Origin of the sequence: Arthrobacter endolithicus, assembly GCF_026627425.1 — a bacterium.
Classification (GTDB): Bacteria; Actinomycetota; Actinomycetes; order Actinomycetales; family Micrococcaceae; genus Arthrobacter_M.
In genome coordinates this window covers 73,061-90,225 of the sequence record NZ_JAPNLH010000008.1, presented here as the reverse complement: position 1 = coordinate 90,225, position 17,165 = coordinate 73,061, and the positions used below count along the sequence as shown (strand labels likewise).

Annotated in this window: 12 protein-coding genes; 6 read left to right on the top strand and 6 right to left on the bottom strand. The window is 65.2% G+C overall.

The genetic code is table 11. From position 1 onward, the window contains the following. Positions 1 to 4: 4 nt before the first annotated feature. Positions 5 to 1,279: an aminotransferase-like domain-containing protein gene (locus tag OS914_RS09065; protein WP_267545812.1), complete on the bottom strand. Its 1,275-nt coding sequence runs from the start codon at positions 1,277 to 1,279 to the stop codon at positions 5 to 7. 207 nt (positions 1,280 to 1,486) lie between these two features. Beyond that, on the bottom strand, positions 1,487 to 2,599 hold the full coding sequence (gene ald / locus OS914_RS09060) for an alanine dehydrogenase (protein ID WP_267545734.1): 1,113 nt from the start codon (positions 2,597 to 2,599) through the stop codon (positions 1,487 to 1,489). 254 nt (positions 2,600 to 2,853) lie between these two features. Here ald and OS914_RS09055 point away from each other — a divergent pair, with 254 nt between their 5' ends. Beyond that, on the top strand, positions 2,854 to 4,086 hold the full coding sequence (locus OS914_RS09055; protein ID WP_267545733.1) for a helix-turn-helix domain-containing protein: 1,233 nt from the start codon (positions 2,854 to 2,856) through the stop codon (positions 4,084 to 4,086). On the opposite strand, the gene OS914_RS09050 is transcribed toward OS914_RS09055, so the two are convergent. Then, positions 4,049 to 4,468 carry a helix-turn-helix domain-containing protein gene (locus OS914_RS09050; RefSeq protein ID WP_267545732.1) on the bottom strand — a complete coding sequence of 140 codons (420 nt, stop codon included), beginning with the start codon at positions 4,466 to 4,468 and terminating at the stop codon, positions 4,049 to 4,051. The genes OS914_RS09055 and OS914_RS09050 overlap by 38 nt on opposite strands. Positions 4,469 to 4,491: 23 nt before the next feature. Further along, a complete protein-coding gene (locus OS914_RS09045) occupies positions 4,492 to 6,498 on the bottom strand; it encodes a S9 family peptidase (RefSeq protein ID WP_267545731.1) in 2,007 nt (668 codons plus the stop codon). 137 nt (positions 6,499 to 6,635) lie between these two features. Between OS914_RS09045 and OS914_RS09040 the strand changes: the two genes are divergently transcribed. The 4 genes from OS914_RS09040 (at position 6,636) to OS914_RS09025 (ending at position 11,926) form a co-directional block, all read left to right on the top strand. After that, positions 6,636 to 7,661 carry a Gfo/Idh/MocA family protein gene (locus OS914_RS09040; RefSeq protein ID WP_267545730.1) on the top strand — a complete coding sequence of 342 codons (1,026 nt, stop codon included), beginning with the start codon at positions 6,636 to 6,638 and terminating at the stop codon, positions 7,659 to 7,661. A gap of 148 nt (positions 7,662 to 7,809) precedes the next feature. Then, the gene (locus OS914_RS09035; protein WP_267545729.1) at positions 7,810 to 9,093 is read left to right on the top strand and encodes an MFS transporter; all 1,284 of its coding nucleotides are present in this window, start codon (positions 7,810 to 7,812) and stop codon (positions 9,091 to 9,093) included. A 23-nt stretch (positions 9,094 to 9,116) separates the two neighbouring features. Further along, positions 9,117 to 9,617, top strand: a complete 501-nt coding sequence (locus OS914_RS09030; RefSeq protein WP_267545728.1) for a DUF456 domain-containing protein — start codon at positions 9,117 to 9,119, stop codon at positions 9,615 to 9,617. A gap of 155 nt (positions 9,618 to 9,772) precedes the next feature. Then, positions 9,773 to 11,926: an MDR family MFS transporter gene (locus tag OS914_RS09025; RefSeq protein WP_267545727.1), complete on the top strand. Its 2,154-nt coding sequence runs from the start codon at positions 9,773 to 9,775 to the stop codon at positions 11,924 to 11,926. Between the two features lie 25 nt (positions 11,927 to 11,951). Here the strand turns inward: OS914_RS09025 and OS914_RS09020 are convergent, their stop codons facing one another. Next, the gene (locus OS914_RS09020; protein ID WP_267545726.1) at positions 11,952 to 13,124 is read right to left on the bottom strand and encodes an acyl-CoA dehydrogenase family protein; all 1,173 of its coding nucleotides are present in this window, start codon (positions 13,122 to 13,124) and stop codon (positions 11,952 to 11,954) included. Between the two features lie 57 nt (positions 13,125 to 13,181). Further along, positions 13,182 to 14,378, bottom strand: a complete 1,197-nt coding sequence (locus tag OS914_RS09015; RefSeq protein WP_267545725.1) for a CaiB/BaiF CoA transferase family protein — start codon at positions 14,376 to 14,378, stop codon at positions 13,182 to 13,184. A 110-nt stretch (positions 14,379 to 14,488) separates the two neighbouring features. On the opposite strand from OS914_RS09015, the gene OS914_RS09010 reads away from it, so the two are divergent. Next, a complete protein-coding gene (locus OS914_RS09010; RefSeq protein WP_267545724.1) occupies positions 14,489 to 16,675 on the top strand; it encodes an FUSC family protein in 2,187 nt (728 codons plus the stop codon). Positions 16,676 to 17,165 lie beyond the last annotated feature (490 nt).

Sequence of the window (17,165 nt, the reverse complement as noted above, 5' to 3'; positions counted from 1 at the left end):
TTCGTCAGTTGGGGGTGCCGGCGGCGGCACGCAGGACCGGCGCGAGCCGGCGGACGCCCTCTTGAATATTTTCCGGGGTCGCGGAACTGAACGCGAGCCGAAGTGTATTGCTCGGACCGGGTACGGATGTAAAGGCGGCGCCGGGCACAAAGACCACGCCGGCCTCGATTCCCTGGTGCAGCAACGGATACGTGTCCACGTGTTCGGGGAGGGTCAGCCAGATAAAGAATCCGCCTTCCGGCGTTGTCCAGGTCACACCTTCCGGCATGTGCTCGGCCAGGGCCGCGAGCATGGCGTCGCAGCGTTCCTGATAAAGCGCCCGGTAGGTGCGGACCTGCTCCATCCAATCGAAGTCCCGCAGATAGGCGGAGACGAGCATCTGGTTGAAGGTAGGAGGGCAGAGGGTGACGGCTTCACTGGCCAGATAAAAGCGCTGTTTCAGATGCGCCGGCACCAGTGCCCAGCCGATCCGCAGACCGGGGGCGAAGATTTTCGAAAACGAGCCCAAATACAGCACATCATCGGGATTCCCGGCCCGCAGGGGTGTCTGCAGATTCCCATCAAACTTCAGCAGGCCGTACGGATTATCCTCCAAAATAAGGATATTGGCCTCCCGGCAGATCCGAACGATCTCCGGGCGCCGGTCCGCCGCGAGGGTGACTCCAGAGGGGTTGCTGAAGTTGGGGATCGTATAGAGCATCTTCACGGTTTTTCCCGCGGCGCGCAGCTCCCTGATCCGGCGCCGGAGCTCAGCGGGGATCAGTCCGCCGTCGTCGACCAGTACCGGCTGGACATCGATCTGATAGGCCTCGAAGGTGTTCAGGGCACCCACGTAGGTGGGATCCTCAATCAAAATCACGTCTGAGGGATTGCAGAAAACCTTTGCGGCGACGTCCTGCGCGGACTGTGAACCGGCGGTGATGACCACATTGTCCGGGTCCGCATCCGTGATCCCCTCGGCGGCCATCACCTCGCAGATCTGCCGGCGAAGTTCCAGCGTTCCCTGTCCGCCGCCGTACTGCAGCGCTTCAAGGCCCTGCTCGGCAATGATCTTCGCCGCTGCCGCCCCCAGCCGATCCAGCGGCAGCGATTGCAGGTAGGGGTTCCCGCCGGCAAGGGAGACCAGCCCGGGTTGCATGGAAATTTCGAAAACATCCCGGACCGCGGACTGCTTGATGTTGGCCGCACGGTCCGAGAACAGGGCCTCGTGCGGATGCACCATTTCGCAGCTGATGGCCTCGGCACGAGCCAAGGCGTCTTGGGTCTCGGCCGGAAGCATCTCGCCGGCACGATCGGCAAGGGACGGATTTTCAGTGCTGGTTGATTCGTAGGTCACAGCTCAAGGGTAGCCGTACGTTGCATAATAGTCGTCAAATGTTTTCCACTGGACCCAGGCGCAGCTGTCGGCGGTTCCTTTCGGGGAGGACGACGGCGGTCGGCGGGATCGCCGTCGTCCTCCTCTTGCGCCCGCCTTGGAGCTGCGGGATCAGAGCAGGCCCGACCAGTCCTGCGCCAGCTCGAGTCCGTGTGCGGTGGAAACCGAGTGATGGGTGACCTTGCCTCCGGCAACGTTCAGGCCGGCGGCAAGCGATGTGTCCCGGCGCAATGCTTCTTTGACGCCGAGGTTTGCCAACGCAACGGCATAGCGCAACGTGACGTTGGTCAGCGCGTAGGTGGAGGTGTTCGGTACCGCACCGGGCATATTCGCCACGCAGTAGAAGATCGAATTGTGCACGGCGAAGGTCGGATTCTGATGTGTGGTGGGGTGGCTGTCCTCGAAGCAGCCGCCCTGGTCCACGGCGATGTCGACCAGCACGGAGCCCGGCTTCATCTTGGCGACCATGGCATTGGTGACCAACTTGGGGGCCTTGGCCCCCGGGATCAGCACCGAGCCGATCACCAGATCAGCCTCCAGCAGGGATCGTTCGATTTCCAGCCGGTTGGAGGCCACCGTTTTCAGCCGGCCCTGGTAAATGGCCCCGAGCTCGCGAAGCCGCTCGATGTTGATGTCCAGAATGGTGACCTCAGCCCCGGCGCCGACGGCCATGGCCGCGGCATTGCTCCCGGCCACTCCCGCCCCGAGTACGACGACTTTGGCCGGCCGGACCCCGGGGACGCCGCCGAGCAGGATCCCCGGCCCCCCTGCGGGTGCGGTTAGGCATTGGGCGCCCACCTGCACGGAGAGCCGGCCGGCAACTTCGGACATCGGCGCCAGCAGCGGCAGGCTGCGGCCGGTCTGGACCGTTTCGTAGGCGATCGCCGTCACCCCGGATTCCAGCAGCGCCGCAGTGAGCTCCGGTTCGGCGGCCAGGTGCAGGTAGGTAAAAAGGACCAGGCCTTGGCGGAAGTGGCCGTATTCGGAAGCAACGGGCTCCTTGACCTTCATCACCATATCCGCGCGCTGCCACAGCTCCGCGGCCGTTTCAACGAGCTCGGCGCCTGCAGCCGCGTATTCCTCGTCGGTAATATTGGAACCGGTGCCGGCCCCTTTCTCAATCAGGACGGTATGCCCGTGATCTTTGAATTCGTGCACGCCGGAGGCGGTAATGGCGACGCGGAATTCGTTGTTCTTTATTTCTTTGGGGATGGCAACAATCATGGGATTCTCCGTAGGTCTGCAGTGATATTCGGGCCGGGGCAACGGCCCGAGCCCCCCGCCCGTCCGTCTGACCCGCCGGGATATCAGCTTAGGGCCCGATGTGACGTAGAGGACGGGCCAGGCTGTGCATCGTGTTGACATGGATTCCCTGCGGCCCGGAAATCCGGAGATGTCACCCCCGGCTGCTCGACAGATGTCCAGTGTGCAAGCGTCAAGTGTCGACTGCTGTCGTAGCCCGCCCGTAGGATTTAAGCATGCAGACTACTGACGTGGAGCAGCTGGTAGAGCAGCTGGCTGCGAAGCTGCGGCGCGGGCTCTCCCTTGAGGACCTTGACGGCATCCTTCTGGCTTACAGTTCCGGGCAGGTTCATGCCGACCGCGTGCGGGTGAATCTACTGCTCAGCAAGCGTGTTCCGGCGGATGTCAGCGGTTGGCAGCTGGCCCATGGAATCTCCGCCGCCGTGCGTCCGGTCGTCGTTCCTGCCAATGCCGAACTCGGCATGCTGGGCCGGGTGTGTGTCCCGCTGCTGGTCCGCGGTTTCCGCGTGGGCTACCTATGGGTGCAGCAGGAGGAATCGGAATTAACGGCGACGGCGATCCTCGCTGAATTGCCCGACGTCCGCAATGAGCTGGATCTGCTGTCCTCGTTGCTGCTCGATTCGAACACGGCGGAATCCGAGAACCGGCGCCGCCGCGAACAGGACTTCTTGGCCGCCTGTCTGGGGAAACCGGCGGCGATTGCCGCGGCTGCAGATCGGGAGGACATGCTGCTGCGTGGTCCGTGGCAGCTGGCGGTCCTGCTCCAGGTCCCGTCGCCCCCCCGCGCGGGATCCACGGGTTCGGACGAGGCAGATCCACTGGCGCAGACCCTGATCCACCGCACCGCTGCCCTGCAGGCCAGCATCGGCGTCGACGATGCGCTGTTCAGTGCCGGCACCGACACGCATGCGGTGATCTTGTTCCGCTCAGCCCCGGCCGGAAAGTCCCACGCCGGACAGGCCACCGTGCGGAATCGCTACGAACGCGAACTGGCCAAACGATCCGGATCGACGTCGCGGACTATTCTCGGACTCAGCGAGTCCTTTGCCGCCCCCCGGCAATTGACCGCGGCATACCTGCAGGCCAAGGTGGCGGTCCAGGCCGCTGCGGTGGAGCCGCAGCTGACTGATGTCTTGGACTACTGCGCTACCGGTGTTTATCAACTGCTGGCCGCGGGCCGGTGGGAGCAGATGTCCTCAGTGCATTACCGCAATCTGCAGGCGGCAGACCGCAACGCCGAACTGCTGCCGGTGCTGGAGCTGCTCTACGATAGCGACGGCGCCGTGCAGGACGTCGCGGATGCCGTCCATCTGCACCGGAGCAGCGTCTACAACCGGATTGCCCGGGTCCGTTCGCTGATCGGCACCGATCCGCTGCGCGGCCTGATCCGGTTGGAACTGCACTTGGCTCTCAAGGCCGATCGTTGGCAGCAGCGTCCCCGGATTTAAGGCCATCCGCACCGAGCGCATTCGGCTGCGTGGCCAACCAGCCGAGCATGTCCTGCAGCCGGATCCGCCGGTGCGTGCCGCGGTATTGCACCGCGATGGTCCCGGCATCGGTCAACTGGCGCAGGTATGTGTGCGAAATCCCGCCTACCTCGGCGGCCTGAGACGTGGTCAGGAGGGTTTCCACCGAGCTGACCATAATGCCCTCGCCGCGGGAGAGCCGGCCCAGCAGATCCAGTACGGCTTCCACCGCTGCCGGGGAGAGCCGGTGCACGGTGCCGTCGACGAAAATCGTCACGTCCTTGTCCGCCTGAAGCACATGCGCCAGCGCCCGGGCCTCTTCGTCGGGCAGTGGCGGCGCGGCGCGCGGTGAAAGGTGGGCCATGCGTTGAGCCTACCGGGTTGAGCCTACCGGGGTGTCTGCACCGTCTGCACCGGAAGGTACTTGTTCCACCAGCGCAGGATGTGCTCGAAGCGCTGTTTGCGGTGATGCGGTGTTCCGCTGCGGGAGAGCTCATGGTTCTCCCCTGGGAAGATCAGCAGCTCGGCGTCGACCCCGTTCCGGCGCAACTGCGCATAGTACCTCTGGCCTTGCTCCAGGGGGCAGCGCAGATCCTGCTCCGAATGAATCACCAGGGTGGGGGTGCGCACCTCGGAGGCCTGGGCCATCGGACTCTGCGCCCGCACCCTGTCCGGGTCGGTGCCGGTGTATTCGCTGGAAAAGTACCACCCGATGTCCGAGGTTCCCGTGAACGTTTCCGGATCCAGGAATCCGCGCTCGACGATGGCGGCTTTAAACCGATGATCCTGGCTGATGGTCCACGCCGTGAGGTATCCCCCGTACGAACCGCCCATCACGCCAAGCCGCGCACCGTCGAGCTCGCTGAAGGCAGCCAGCGCCCCTTCAAGATAGGACATCACATCGTGGAAGTCCACCGTGCCCATGGCTTCGCGGATGGACCGGCCGTGATCGAATCCGTACCCTGCCGATCCGCGCGGATTGCACATGAGAACCGCATATCCGGCCGAGGCGTATACCTGCGCCTCATCGAACAGGCCCCAGCCATACTGGGCGAACGGGCCACCGTGGATGTTGACCAGCACCGGATGCGGACCTGGACCCTGCGGCAAAAGCACCCAGCCGTGCACGGGGTACCCGTCCCCGGCCTTGGTGCTGAACTCCTGCATGGGGATAATACCGGCCTCGGCCCGGAACCCCGCGGAGAAATCACTGCGGCGCGCCAGCTCGCCGCCTGTCACGACGGCGACATCACCAAAGCTCGTCGGGTCGCTGTAGCAGATGACGACGACGTCAGCGGCCGAGTCGAGTGCCGTCGCCACAAAGCGTCCCTCGGCGAGGATGCGGGGTTCGCCGTGCGGACTGAAGGCCAGCACCCGCGTCCCGCCGCGGGATCTGTCAAGGGCGAGGACTCCGTCCGCGCCGTAAGTAATGAGGCGGTCCCCGTTCTCGGTAAAATCGGTGGTCAGTGCGTCGCTCAGCCGGCGGACGTCCTCAGGGTCGGCCACCGGGGCGACCCAAACGCCGTAGTGGGCTGCCAGGAAGTCGGTGCCCGAGGGTCCCATGTCCGCGGCCACGTAGTACAGCCATTGCCCGTCGGCGGATTGCGTGCCGGCCATCGCGCTGAACCGTACTCCGGCGGCGAGCCCCGAGAGTTGCCGCGGGAAACCGCCCTTGGCGGGGATGGAGAAGATGTCGGCCCGCAGATCGCTGTCCGCGTCCTCGTGCAGGCTGGCCGTGAAGAGGATGGTCCTGCCATCGGCTGCCCAACGCGGTGCAGCGTGATCGGCATCGTCCGTGGTCAATTGGCGCGGGATGGGAACGGCGGAGAACGGAACATCGGACGACCGTGATGCGGCGGCCCGACCCACCGGTTCGACGGCTGGCTCTGCGTCGACGGCGGGGACGTCGACGATGAACAGTTGAGAGCGCCTGTCCGTGACGTACCCCACGCCGTTGGCCTGGTAGCGCCAGCCGGTGATGAGGCGGGGATCTTCGGCGCCGGCGCCGACGCCCTCGATCGTGCCGTAACGGCCCTCCGCCGGTTCCCGGGAGGAGAAGCAGATGGCACGCCCATCGGCAGACCAATCGAAGTCTTCGACGCCGAGCAGCCGGTCGGTGATGACCTGCGGCTCGCCGCCGGAGCCGTCCATGATGTGCAGCTGTGGCGCCTTTCCCGGCCACGAACGGAGGAACGCCAGGACTTCCCCGTCGGGCGAGAACCGAGGCGACCCGTCGTGAAACCCGCGCGTCAGGCGGCGCGGGCTGCCGTCGGGCAACGGGATGGTCCACAACTGGCCTACCGAGGCATCCGCGGCGAAGTCCGGCCGGCTGACGGCGACGACGACGCGTCCGCCGCCGGGATGGACACTGGGAGCGGAAACTGAATTGGTCAAAGGTAAGTGGTCGGTTTTCACTCTGCCGAGCCTAATGCTTCCCACCGCGAGGGAGCCAGAGTGTTTGATGCCAGTGCGGACCGCACGATCCGGACGCCGATCCTCCCGAGCTGGACACTGGCGGTAAGGTGACAGCCATGCAGCTCATCCGCACCGCCGTAGTCGGCTTTGGCCTGGCCGGCAGCGTTTTTCACGCTCCCGCCATCGCCGCCAATCCGCGGTACAGCCTGGATTTCATTGTCACTGCCAATCCGGAACGGCAGGCTCTGGCGCAGCGGCGGTACCCGCAGGCACGGATTGTGGACACCGCAGATGAACTTTTCGCCCGGCCAGGACTTGATTTGGCCGTCCTCGGTACTCCCCCGTCCAGCCACGCGCCGTTGGCGCACGCGGCCCTGAGCCGCAGGATCGCCGTCGTCGTTGACAAGCCCTTTGCGCTCACCTCGGTCCAGGGGCAGGAATTGATGGATCATGCGGCCGAGGTGGGAGCGCCGCTGACCGTCTACCAAAACCGGCGCTGGGATGGTGAATACCTGACGCTGCGTAAACTGCTGGACGAGGGCGCGCTGGGGGAGGTTTACCGCTTTGAATCCCGGATGGAGCGCTGGTCGCAGGAAATTTCCAAGCCCTGGAAAGCCGACGCCACGGCCCGCGAGGGCGGCGGCCTGCTGTATGACCTGGGCAGTCATCTGATTGATCAGGCGCTGCAGCTTTTCGGTCCAGTGACGCAGGTGTACGGCGAGTTAAGTGCCCGACGTCCGCAGGAAAAAGCGGACGACGACGATTTCGTGGCACTGCTGCACGCAAATGGCGTGCGCTCGCATTTGTGGATGAATCTCAGTGCCGCACAAAAGGGTCCGAGACTGCGCGTGCTCGGCTCTACGGCGGCGTACACCAAGACCACGGCGGACCTGCAGGAGGCACAGATCATTGCCGGCGTTCTGCCCGGGACCCCGGGGTATGGCGAAGACCCGGAGCAAAATTGGGGTGTACTGGGCCTGGATGTAGCTCTGCTTCCGGTGCCGACCGAACGCGGCAACTTCCCGGCCTTCTACGAGCTGCTCGCTGCGGCGCTGCTGGACGGCGGTCCGCTTCCGGTCGACCCGGCGGACGCGGTGGAGGTGCTGAGAATCATCGAAAAGGTGCGCGCCCGGGATTGCTGAACCGTGCCGGTCCGTCCGCCTGAACCGTGCCGGCCAGCCCAGCCCGGACGCGACGCCCCGATGGCGTTACGCTGATCACAAACACCGCTGATCACCAACAGCGCCGATCACAGACACCGGCGGTTGTCTGCGGGGAAGAAGGCATGCCATGACGTTCGGTCAGCCGGCGGAGAGTTTCCCCGCCATGAACATTCCCCCCGGGGTCAGCGCCCTCAACGAGCCGGTCCTGAACGTGCGTCCACGCTGGACCGCCGGCGTGGTCCTGGTGAATGTCGGCATTAACGCCGCGTTCTTCGGCCCGATCCAGGTGTTGCTGGGCCAGCAGGCCATCTTTTTTGACGCCCCGCATAAAGAGGCCATACTGGCCCTGGTGACCGGCTGCGGCGCGGCCGTGTCACTGGTGGCAAACCCCCTCTTCGGGGCGTTCTCAGACCGGACGCTGTCCCGGTTTGGCCGCCGAGTTCCCTGGGTGCTGATCGGTGCTCTGCTGGGAACCATCGGCTTGCTTGGCCTCACCGTCGCACCCGGCGTGGCGGGGATGACCGCGCTATGGTGCCTGGTCCAGCTGGGCTGCAACGGCGCGGTTGCGGCCATCACCGCCGCCATTCCGGACCGGGTTCCCGTCCGCCAACGTGGCACTGTCGGCGGCCTCGCGTCGATGGGGACCACCGCCGGCATCCTGGTCGGTGCCGGCGTGGCAGCCGCCGTGGCCGGCAATTTCACGCTGGGCTACATGATTTGTGCGGCGGCGCTGATGCTCGGCATCGTCCTGTACCTGTTCTCCTCCCAGGACCAGCCTCTGGATCCGGCACTGCGACCGCCGTTCTCGGTGCGAGGCTTCATTGTCAGCTTCTTTACACCTTTTGCTTTCCCGGATTTCTGCTGGGCCTGGCTGACACGGTTCCTTGTCAACGTCGGCACGCACCTGGTGACGCTGTATCTGCTGTTCTTCCTCATCGACGCGGTGCATTACCCGAATCCCGCGTTCGGAGTGCTGATACTAACGGGTATTTACGCGGTGATGACCCTCGTGACGGCCGTGATTGGCGGACTTTGGACGGACCGGGTCGGCAAGCGCAAGCCTTTCGTGATCGGTTCCTCCGTGATCATTGCCCTCGCCGCGCTCATTCTGGCCTTTTTCCCGACCTGGCCCGGTGCCTTGGTCGGAGCTGCGGTCCTGGGTGTTGGCTATGGTGCCTACCTGGCAGTGGATTTCGCGCTGCTGACACAGGTTCTTCCGTTCGCAGCCGACCGCGGCAAGGACATGGGGGTGATCAATGTGGCGAATTCGCTGCCGCAAGTAATCGCGCCGGCGGTCGCCTGGTTATTGGTGACCGCGGTAGACGGCGGCTACTTGCTTTTGTATATAGTCGCGGCGGTGATTGGGCTGCTCGGTGCCGTCTTCGTCGTCAAAATCAAGAGCGTTGACTAGCGGCCAGGTGTCAGACTAAGGGCATGGATGCCCGACTTCTCTGGACCATTATCTGCGGCCTGCTCATTCTTCTCGGAGCCGTCGGCGTCGTGGTGCCGGTATTGCCGGGCAGTATCCTGATTGCGCTCAGCCTGCTGGCATGGGCCATCGCGGTGTCGAGCCCTGTCGGGTGGGTGGTGTTCGGCATCGGACTTCTGCTGGTGACGGCCGGGATGGTCTCCAGTGCGGTTCTGACCGGACGGGCCATGCGCCGGCGGCAGATTCCGGGGAGTTCCATTCTGGCCGGCCTGGCACTGGGCATCGTGGGCTTCTTTGCCATTCCGGTGGTGGGGCTACTGATCGGTTTTGCCTTGGGACTCTTTGGCAGCGAGCTGGCCCGGCAGCGCAGCTTCGCCGCTGCCTGCTCATCCAGCACGGCGGCGCTTAAAGCCACGGGCCTGGGCGTGCTGGCAGAGTTCGGTTTCGCTTCGCTCGCCGGCGGCACGTGGATAATCGGCGTGTGGGTCTATTTCGCCAACCACTAGCGGCGCGTTCGGCCCCGCGCGTCCTGCCCACGGACATTGATCCAACTATCCATGTCAACAGCGGCATGTATCTTCCGCCGCTGGATCCTCAGGGAGTGAGCGGTTCCCTGGCCCGGGTCTACCGAAGCTCAAGTCTGCAGGACTAGCATAAGCCCATGGCTGAACGGAAGGCGCAGGCGGTGCCGGTGCAGGGTCGTGCCCGCCTGCTGATCATCGGGGCGCTGATGCTCGGGATGTTACTTGCCGCGCTGGATCAGACCATCGTGGCGACGGCGCTGCCCACCATCGCCGGGGACCTTGGCGGGCTGAACCACCTGTCATGGATTGTCACCGCGTACTTGCTCGCGTCCACCGCACTGACACCGCTTTGGGGCAAACTGGGCGATCTCTATGGACGCAAAATTTTCTTCCTGGCCGCCATCGTGATCTTCCTGTTTGGTTCTGTGCTGGCCGGAATCAGCACCAGCATGGGTGAACTGATCGCCTTCCGCGCCATTCAGGGCGTGGGCGGCGGCGGGCTGATGGTTGGCGCGCAGGCCATCATCGGGGACGTAGTGTCGCCGCGGGAGCGCGGGAAATATCAGGGATACTTCGGCGCTGTCTTCGGACTGAGCAGCGTCGTGGGTCCGTTGATCGGCGGCCTGTTCGTTGACCACCTGTCCTGGCGCTGGGTTTTTTACGTCAACATCCCGCTCGGGGCGGTGGCGCTGGTCGTTGTTTCGGCGGTGCTGCCCGGTTCGGGGGAACGCATCCGGCGCCAGATCGATTACGTCGGCACCGCGTCGTTGGCCGCTGCCGCCACCGGCCTGGTGCTGGTGACCACCCTGGGTGGCACCTCGTACGCCTGGAGTTCCCCGTTCATCATCGGACTGGCCGTAGCCAGTGCGGTGCTGATTGTGCTCTTCGTGCTGATCGAGCGGCGTGCCAAGGAGCCGGTCATTCCGCTGAGCCTGTTCCGCAACCGGACGTTTGCCGTCGCGAGCGGCATCGGCTTCATTGTCGGTTTCGCCATGTTCGGCGCGATCACCTTCCTGCCCCTGTTCCTGCAGGTGGTCCGTGGCGAGGCGGCCACCAGCTCCGGGCTGCAGCTGCTGCCGATGATGGGCGGACTGCTGCTGACCTCCATCGGATCCGGGCTGCTGATTTCCCGCTGGGGCCGCTACAAGATCTTCCCGGTGGCTGGCACCGCCATCATGACCGTGGGGCTGTTCCTGTTTTCCACCATGGATCAAAACACGCCTGACGTCCTGGTCTGGCTGTTCATGTTCGTCCTGGGCGTCGGCATTGGCGGCGTCATGCAGGTGCTGGTGATCGCGGTGCAGAACGCCGTGGACTACAGCAATTTGGGCACCGCCACTTCAGGCGCAACGTTTTTCCGATCCATTGGCGGCTCATTTGGTTCTGCCGTTTTCGGTGCAATATTCGCTGCGGTGCTGGCAACCCACACCTTGCCCGCCGGCTTGAGCGGGGCCAACATCAATCCTGCCCAGCTGGCCTTGCTGCCGGCTGCGGCCCGGGCGGACTTCATTGCCCAGTACGCCAACGCCCTGCAGAGCGTATTTCTGATCGCGGCTCCGATTGGCGTACTGGCCTTCATCCTTACCCTGCTGCTGCCCGAGCTGCGGTTGCGCGGCACGGTGGACAACGACGCTGCCGAGGCATTTATCCCGCCGGAGGGCCGCACCTCCCTGCAGGAAGTGGAACGCAAGCTCAACCACCTGCTGCAGCGCGAGAACCGCCCCGAGATGTACCGGCGCCTCGCGCGGGTGGCTGGCGTTGAACTGGAGCCGGATGCCGTGTGGCTGCTCTTCAGGTTCCCCGAAGAGTCTGCCAGCAGCCTGGCCGCACTGGCGCACGGATTACGCATTGATGAGGCGGAGCTGGCCTCACCGATCCAGGATCTAGTCCGTTCGCAACTGGTGACTGCCCTGCCGTTCCGACAGAACACTAATGGGCAGAATTCCTCGGGACAGAACACTACTGGGCAGCCCGACGACGACGGCGGCACCGGCCGTCGGGGTTACCGGACGGGCGCGGGTGGCAGGAGTCCGCAGCCGGGACGGACGGACGGGGGCGCCCACGCCGCCGATGTCCGCGCCGAAAGCGGCGAAGAACTGACGCTCACCGCGGCCGGACGTTCCGTCGTCGACCGGTTGACCGCAGCGCGGCGCGACGGGCTGACGGAGCTGTTGTCTGGCTGGTCTCCCGGGGAACATCCGGAACTGGCCAGACGGTTGGAGCAACTGGCTCGGGACCTGCTCGCCGATGATAATCACCTGATACTTGTCGCCGAACACGCAGAACAGTAATTGCGGGTGCAGCGCCGGAGCGCTGCTACCGGAACGCCGGGATTCCGGTGATGTGTTGACCCAGGATCAGGGTGTGCACCTCATCGGTTCCCTCATAGGTACGCACGGACTCCAGATTGTTCGCGTGCCGCAGCGGTGAGTAGTGAAGGGTGACGCCGTTTCCGCCAAGGATGGTGCGGGCCTCCCGGCAGATCGCGATGGCCTCCCGGCAGTTATTGAGCTTACCGACGGAAATCTGCTGCGGACTGAGCCTGCCGGCATCCTTGAGCCGGCCCAAATGCAGGGCCAGCAGGGTTCCCTTATCGATTTCCAGCGCCATGTTGACGAGTTTCTCCTGCGTCAGCTGGTATCCCGCCAGCGGCTTGTCGAACTGCAGGCGTTCCTGGGAGTAGGCCAGGGCCGCCTGATAGCTGTCCCGCGCTGCCCCCATGGCGCCCCAGATGATCCCGTACCGGGCCTCGTTGAGGCATTCAAACGGCCCGCGCAGGCCCTTCGCGTGGGGGAGCACCGCCCCAGCGGGCAGGCGGACCTGGGAGAGTGCAATGTCGCATTGGATCGAGGCGCGCATGGACAGTTTCGGTTCGATCGCTGTCGCGGTGAATCCCGGCGTGTCGGTCGGGACCACAAAGCCGCGGACGCCGTCGTCGGTTTGCGCCCAGATCACCGCGACCTTGGCCACGGATGCAAGGCCAATCCAGCGTTTGCTCCCCTCGAGGATCCAGTCCGCCTCCGGGCCAGAGCCATCCCTGCGGGCGAAGGTCTTCATCGCTGCCGGATCGGAACCGGCGGTAGGCTCGGTCAGGCCGAAGCAGCCGATCGCCTCGCCGCTGGCCAGCCGCGGCAGCCACTCGTTCTTCTGTTCCTCGGAACCGTGTTTGTAGATGGCACTCATGGCCAGCGAACCCTGCACACTGACGAAGGTCCGCAGGCCTGAGTCACCGGCCTCCAGTTCCAGCGCGGCAAGGCCATAGTCAACGGCGGACCGGCCGGCGCAGCCGTAGCCCACCAGGTGCATGCCGAGCAGGCCCAGCTTCGCCATTTCCGGCACAATGTCCAGCGGAAAGATCGCGTCCTCGTACCATTGGGCAATGTTGGGTTTGATGGTGCTGTCCACAAAAGACCGGACGGAGGCACGCAGGGCAATTTCCGCCGGGCTCAGCAGGGAATCAATATCGATCAGATCAACAGCGTCGGTCATGGGATGGCTTTCCAATCGAAGGGTCCGGGTGCTTCCCGCGTCGTTACCCTCCTGACGCTACTCCGTGGGCGTCCAGTCCGCCGCAAGCCAGCCGCGGACGCTCTGATCGTGCGCACCCAAAGCCGGCGGCGCCTGGCTGCGCACGCGCAGCGGCGGGGTCCATGAAATGGGGTGGCGCACCTGCAGGCCCGCCGGTCCGCCCCCCGGATCCTGGACCTCGATGACCGGCTCAAGTCCGAGCGAAACGGCGTAGTCCAGGCCCTCCGCAATGGTGGCCACCTGACCGGCCGGAACAGACGCAGCGGTCAATTGGGTCTGCCAGTGTCCCGCCGGGGCGGTGTGCAGCACCTGCTCCAGCAGTTCCACCAACTCTCCACGGTGCGCCACACGGGCGCTGTTGGTTGCAAACCGTGGATCGGCAGCTAGCTCGTCGCGGCCCAGCACCGCCGCAAACCGGGCAAATTGGGCATCGTTCCCGCAGGCCACCGCGAGCGGTCCGTCGGCGCACCGGAGCAGCTGGTAGGGCACGATTGATGGATGGTCGTTGCCCAGCCGGCCGGGGATTTGGCCCGCCCCCAGATAGGCCTGCCCCTGGTTGACCAGGGCTGCCTGCAGGCTGGAGAGCAGATTCAGCTCCAGCCGCGCCCCGCGACCGGTGGCGTGGCGCGCGGTCAGTGCCGCAAGTATGCCAATGGCGGCATCCTTCGCGGTCAGCACATCCACCAGCGCAACGCCTGCCTTGACCGGACCGCCGTCGGCCTTGCCGGTAATACTCATCAGGCCGCCCAGTGCCTGGACGATAAAATCGTAGCCCGGCAGTGCTGCGCCCCCGGCGCTGCCGAATCCGGTGATCGAGGCATAGATCAGGCCGGGGTTCTGCACTGCGAGGTCGGCGAAGCCGAGCCCAAGCTTCTCCATCGTGCCGGTCATGAAGTTCTCGACGACGACGTCGGCCCGCAGCGCAAGCGTGCGCGCCAGTTTTCGGTCGGCCGGGTCGGTAAGATCCAGGCAGACGGATTCCTTATTGCGGTTAACGCTGTCAAAGTATGTCGCCCCCGTTGCGGAAAACGGCGGTCCCCACTGGCGGGTGTCATCCCCTGTGCCAGGCCGCTCAACCTTGATCACCCGGGCGCCCAGATCCGCCAGTGTCATGGTGGCCAGCGGGCCGGCCAAAACGCGGGAAAAGTCGGCGATGATGATTCCCTCAAGCGGACCGGCGGCTAATTGTTCTGCAGGCGCGGAGTTTGGCAGCATTTCTCGTCCTTCGTGTTCTGCGGTCAGATTTTAAGTACCGGGCCGGAGCCGAACCTATCAACACCTCAATAGCAGATGGTTGCACCGGGGCTCGATGCCATACTGAAGGAGTGCCCGCCCTAACGTCCATCTCCGCTACCGCCAAAGCATCACTGCGGCTGGATTTTTCGCAATCGGACCCCGTGGTGGCGGCGCGCAACGCCGTGGGCGTGGGGATTCCGCTCGTGGTTGGTATTGCGGCCGGAAATATCGGCATTGGTGTCTTCGGCGCAGTTGGTGCGTTGTTTGCGGCCTTTGCGGACCGGCCCGGCGGTTACCGGCTCCGGCTGGCGCGAATGAGCGCCACGGCTGTGGCTGCCGGGATTGGTGGTGGGCTGACGGTGTTGTGCGCCCACTCCGTGCCGCTGTCGCTGCTGTTGGTTGCCGTGTTTTCGTTCGTTACCGGCATGTTGCTGTCGCTGGGCGCTAACGTAGCGCAGATCGGCAGTGCCGCTACGGCGGTGGCCATCGTACTTAATCGATTCCCGCAGTCGCCCTCCGACGCGGTGTCCATCGCTGCGGTGATCACCGCGGCAGCGCTGCTGCAGAGCCTGTTCGCCGTCGCCGGCTGGCCCTTGCGCCGGCACGGTCCCGAACGCACCGCGCTCGCGGACCTTTACGGCAAACTGGCCCAGCGGGCGCGCTCCGCGCAGCCCAAGCGGATGGCCCCGGGAGCCGCTGCAGTACTGGATAAGGCGCGGGACACCATCACCGGTTTCGGCCACGGTCACGGGCCCAGCATGCAGTCATACCGGGCGTTGCTCGATGAAGCCGAACGGCTGCGGCTGGAAATTATAGCGCTGGCATACTGCGTGGAAAGGTTTGACCGCGCGGAAAAGACGGTGCAGCGCACGGCGGTGCATGAATTGCTCTTGGCAGCCGGCACCGCCTTGGACGCGGTCGCCGCTGCGCTGCGCAAGGGACGCCCGTTTGATGACGCTGCCGTGAACCCCGCGATGGCCGCCTTGAGGCGGATGGAGGACGTGATGGCGGGTTTTCCGGACTCGCCCACCGGACATTTCGCGCTGCTGCATGGCCGGGCGCTGAGCGGCCAGCTGCGCGCCTGCGGGCGGATCGTCACGCCCGGGGCGCTGGAGGGCAGAGTGCTGGAGAAGCCGGCCCGGGTGGGGAATTCGCGGGTGGTGCTGCAGGCACCAATGGCCACCCTGCGGGCCAACCTGAACGGGAACTCCGCTATTGCCCGGCACGCCATTCGGCTGGCCATTCTGGTGACTGGGACCGATGCGTTGGCCCGGCTGCTGCCCGGCGGTGACCGCGGCTACTGGATCCCGCTGATGGTGCTGATCCTGCTCCGGCCGGATTTCGCCGCGACGCTGCAACGCACCACGGCACGGTTGCTCGGCACGGTGGTGGGGCTGTGTATCGGCACGGCGGCCACCTTTGTATTGGCCCCGGCCGGGCCTTATGCGCTGATTGCCTTGGTGGTGGTCTTCGTATTCGGGGTCCGGGCCTCCGGTGCACCGAACGCCTTGTTCATGGGGACGTGGATCGCGGCCTACCTGGTCGCCTTACTCGACCTCGCCGGTTCCCCGGCTGCCGTCGTCGTCGTCCCACGGCTCCTTGACACTGTCCTTGGCGGTGTCCTCGTCGTCGTCGCGACGGCGGTCTGGCCCGCCTGGGAGCGGGCCTACCTACCCGCCCGGATAGCCGAACTGCTCGCGGCCTATCGCCGGTATCTGGCGGCCGTCACGGATCCGCAGGCGAGCAAGTCCCTCATCGATACTGCCCGCATCGGGGCGCGCCGGGCACGGTCCAACGCCCAGGCCTCGTTGGACCGGACTCAGGCTGAGCCTGTCACTGGAACAAGGGTGCTGTATATTGCCGAGGGCGTGTTGGTCCAAAGCCACCTGCTGGTGCAGTCCGCGATGGTGATCGATGCCGCGAGGCTCTCCCTGCAGCAGAACCATCAGCCCGCCGAACAGCTGTTCACAATGCTGGCACCGTTCATCTCCAATGCGGACCGCACTCTGGCGGCCTGTGCGGAGGCTGCGGCGCAGGGGACGCCGCCGCGGGGAACGGTCAGCCAGCGTGCGGCTTATGACGTTCTGCGCCGGGATCTGGAAGCGTCGGCGGACCTACCCTCTGCCGTCCGGGAGGCGGTCATGCCGTCCGTCCTGGACGCGGCCGACGGCGTCGCCAACAGTATCGACACGATGGTGCACCTGCTGCGCGAGACCCGGAAGACGGCCTATAACAACGGCGCGGCCGGCGCCCGTGCGGCCAAGGGAGCACGATGAGGTATTGCTTAGCTTCGTCGCTCAGGGCCGCGCGCCGGTAACGATCTGGCGGTCAATCCGGACGGCCCGTTCCTCCGCGGAGCCGCGCCGGGCTGCTGAAGTCCAAGACCGGGGCCGCCCTTGGGTACCCTGCAGTCCGCGGATACATGCGGATCCGGTATTCTGCGGCAGCTAAGACTGCCGTGCTGACAACAAGTCACAGCTTAGGCTGACGTGCGGATTCCAGATTGACTTCGGCGTCACATGTAGTACGTTGAAGCGAAAGTTGTTCCGTTGTGATTCAGGGCACGCTCACGAGGCGTACGGTCGTCAACGGCAGCTTGAGGCGATCACTCACCCGTGGCCGCAGTGTTCCAGCCGTTGAAAAGGATTGCGCCAGTGCTCAACTCTTCCGACCCGATCCCGTCAGGTGCCGGCCCAGCGGGTCTTGCCGCTTACGGGGCTCCTGCCGCACACAGTGCCTTTTCCGCACATAGTGCGTGTGCATCTC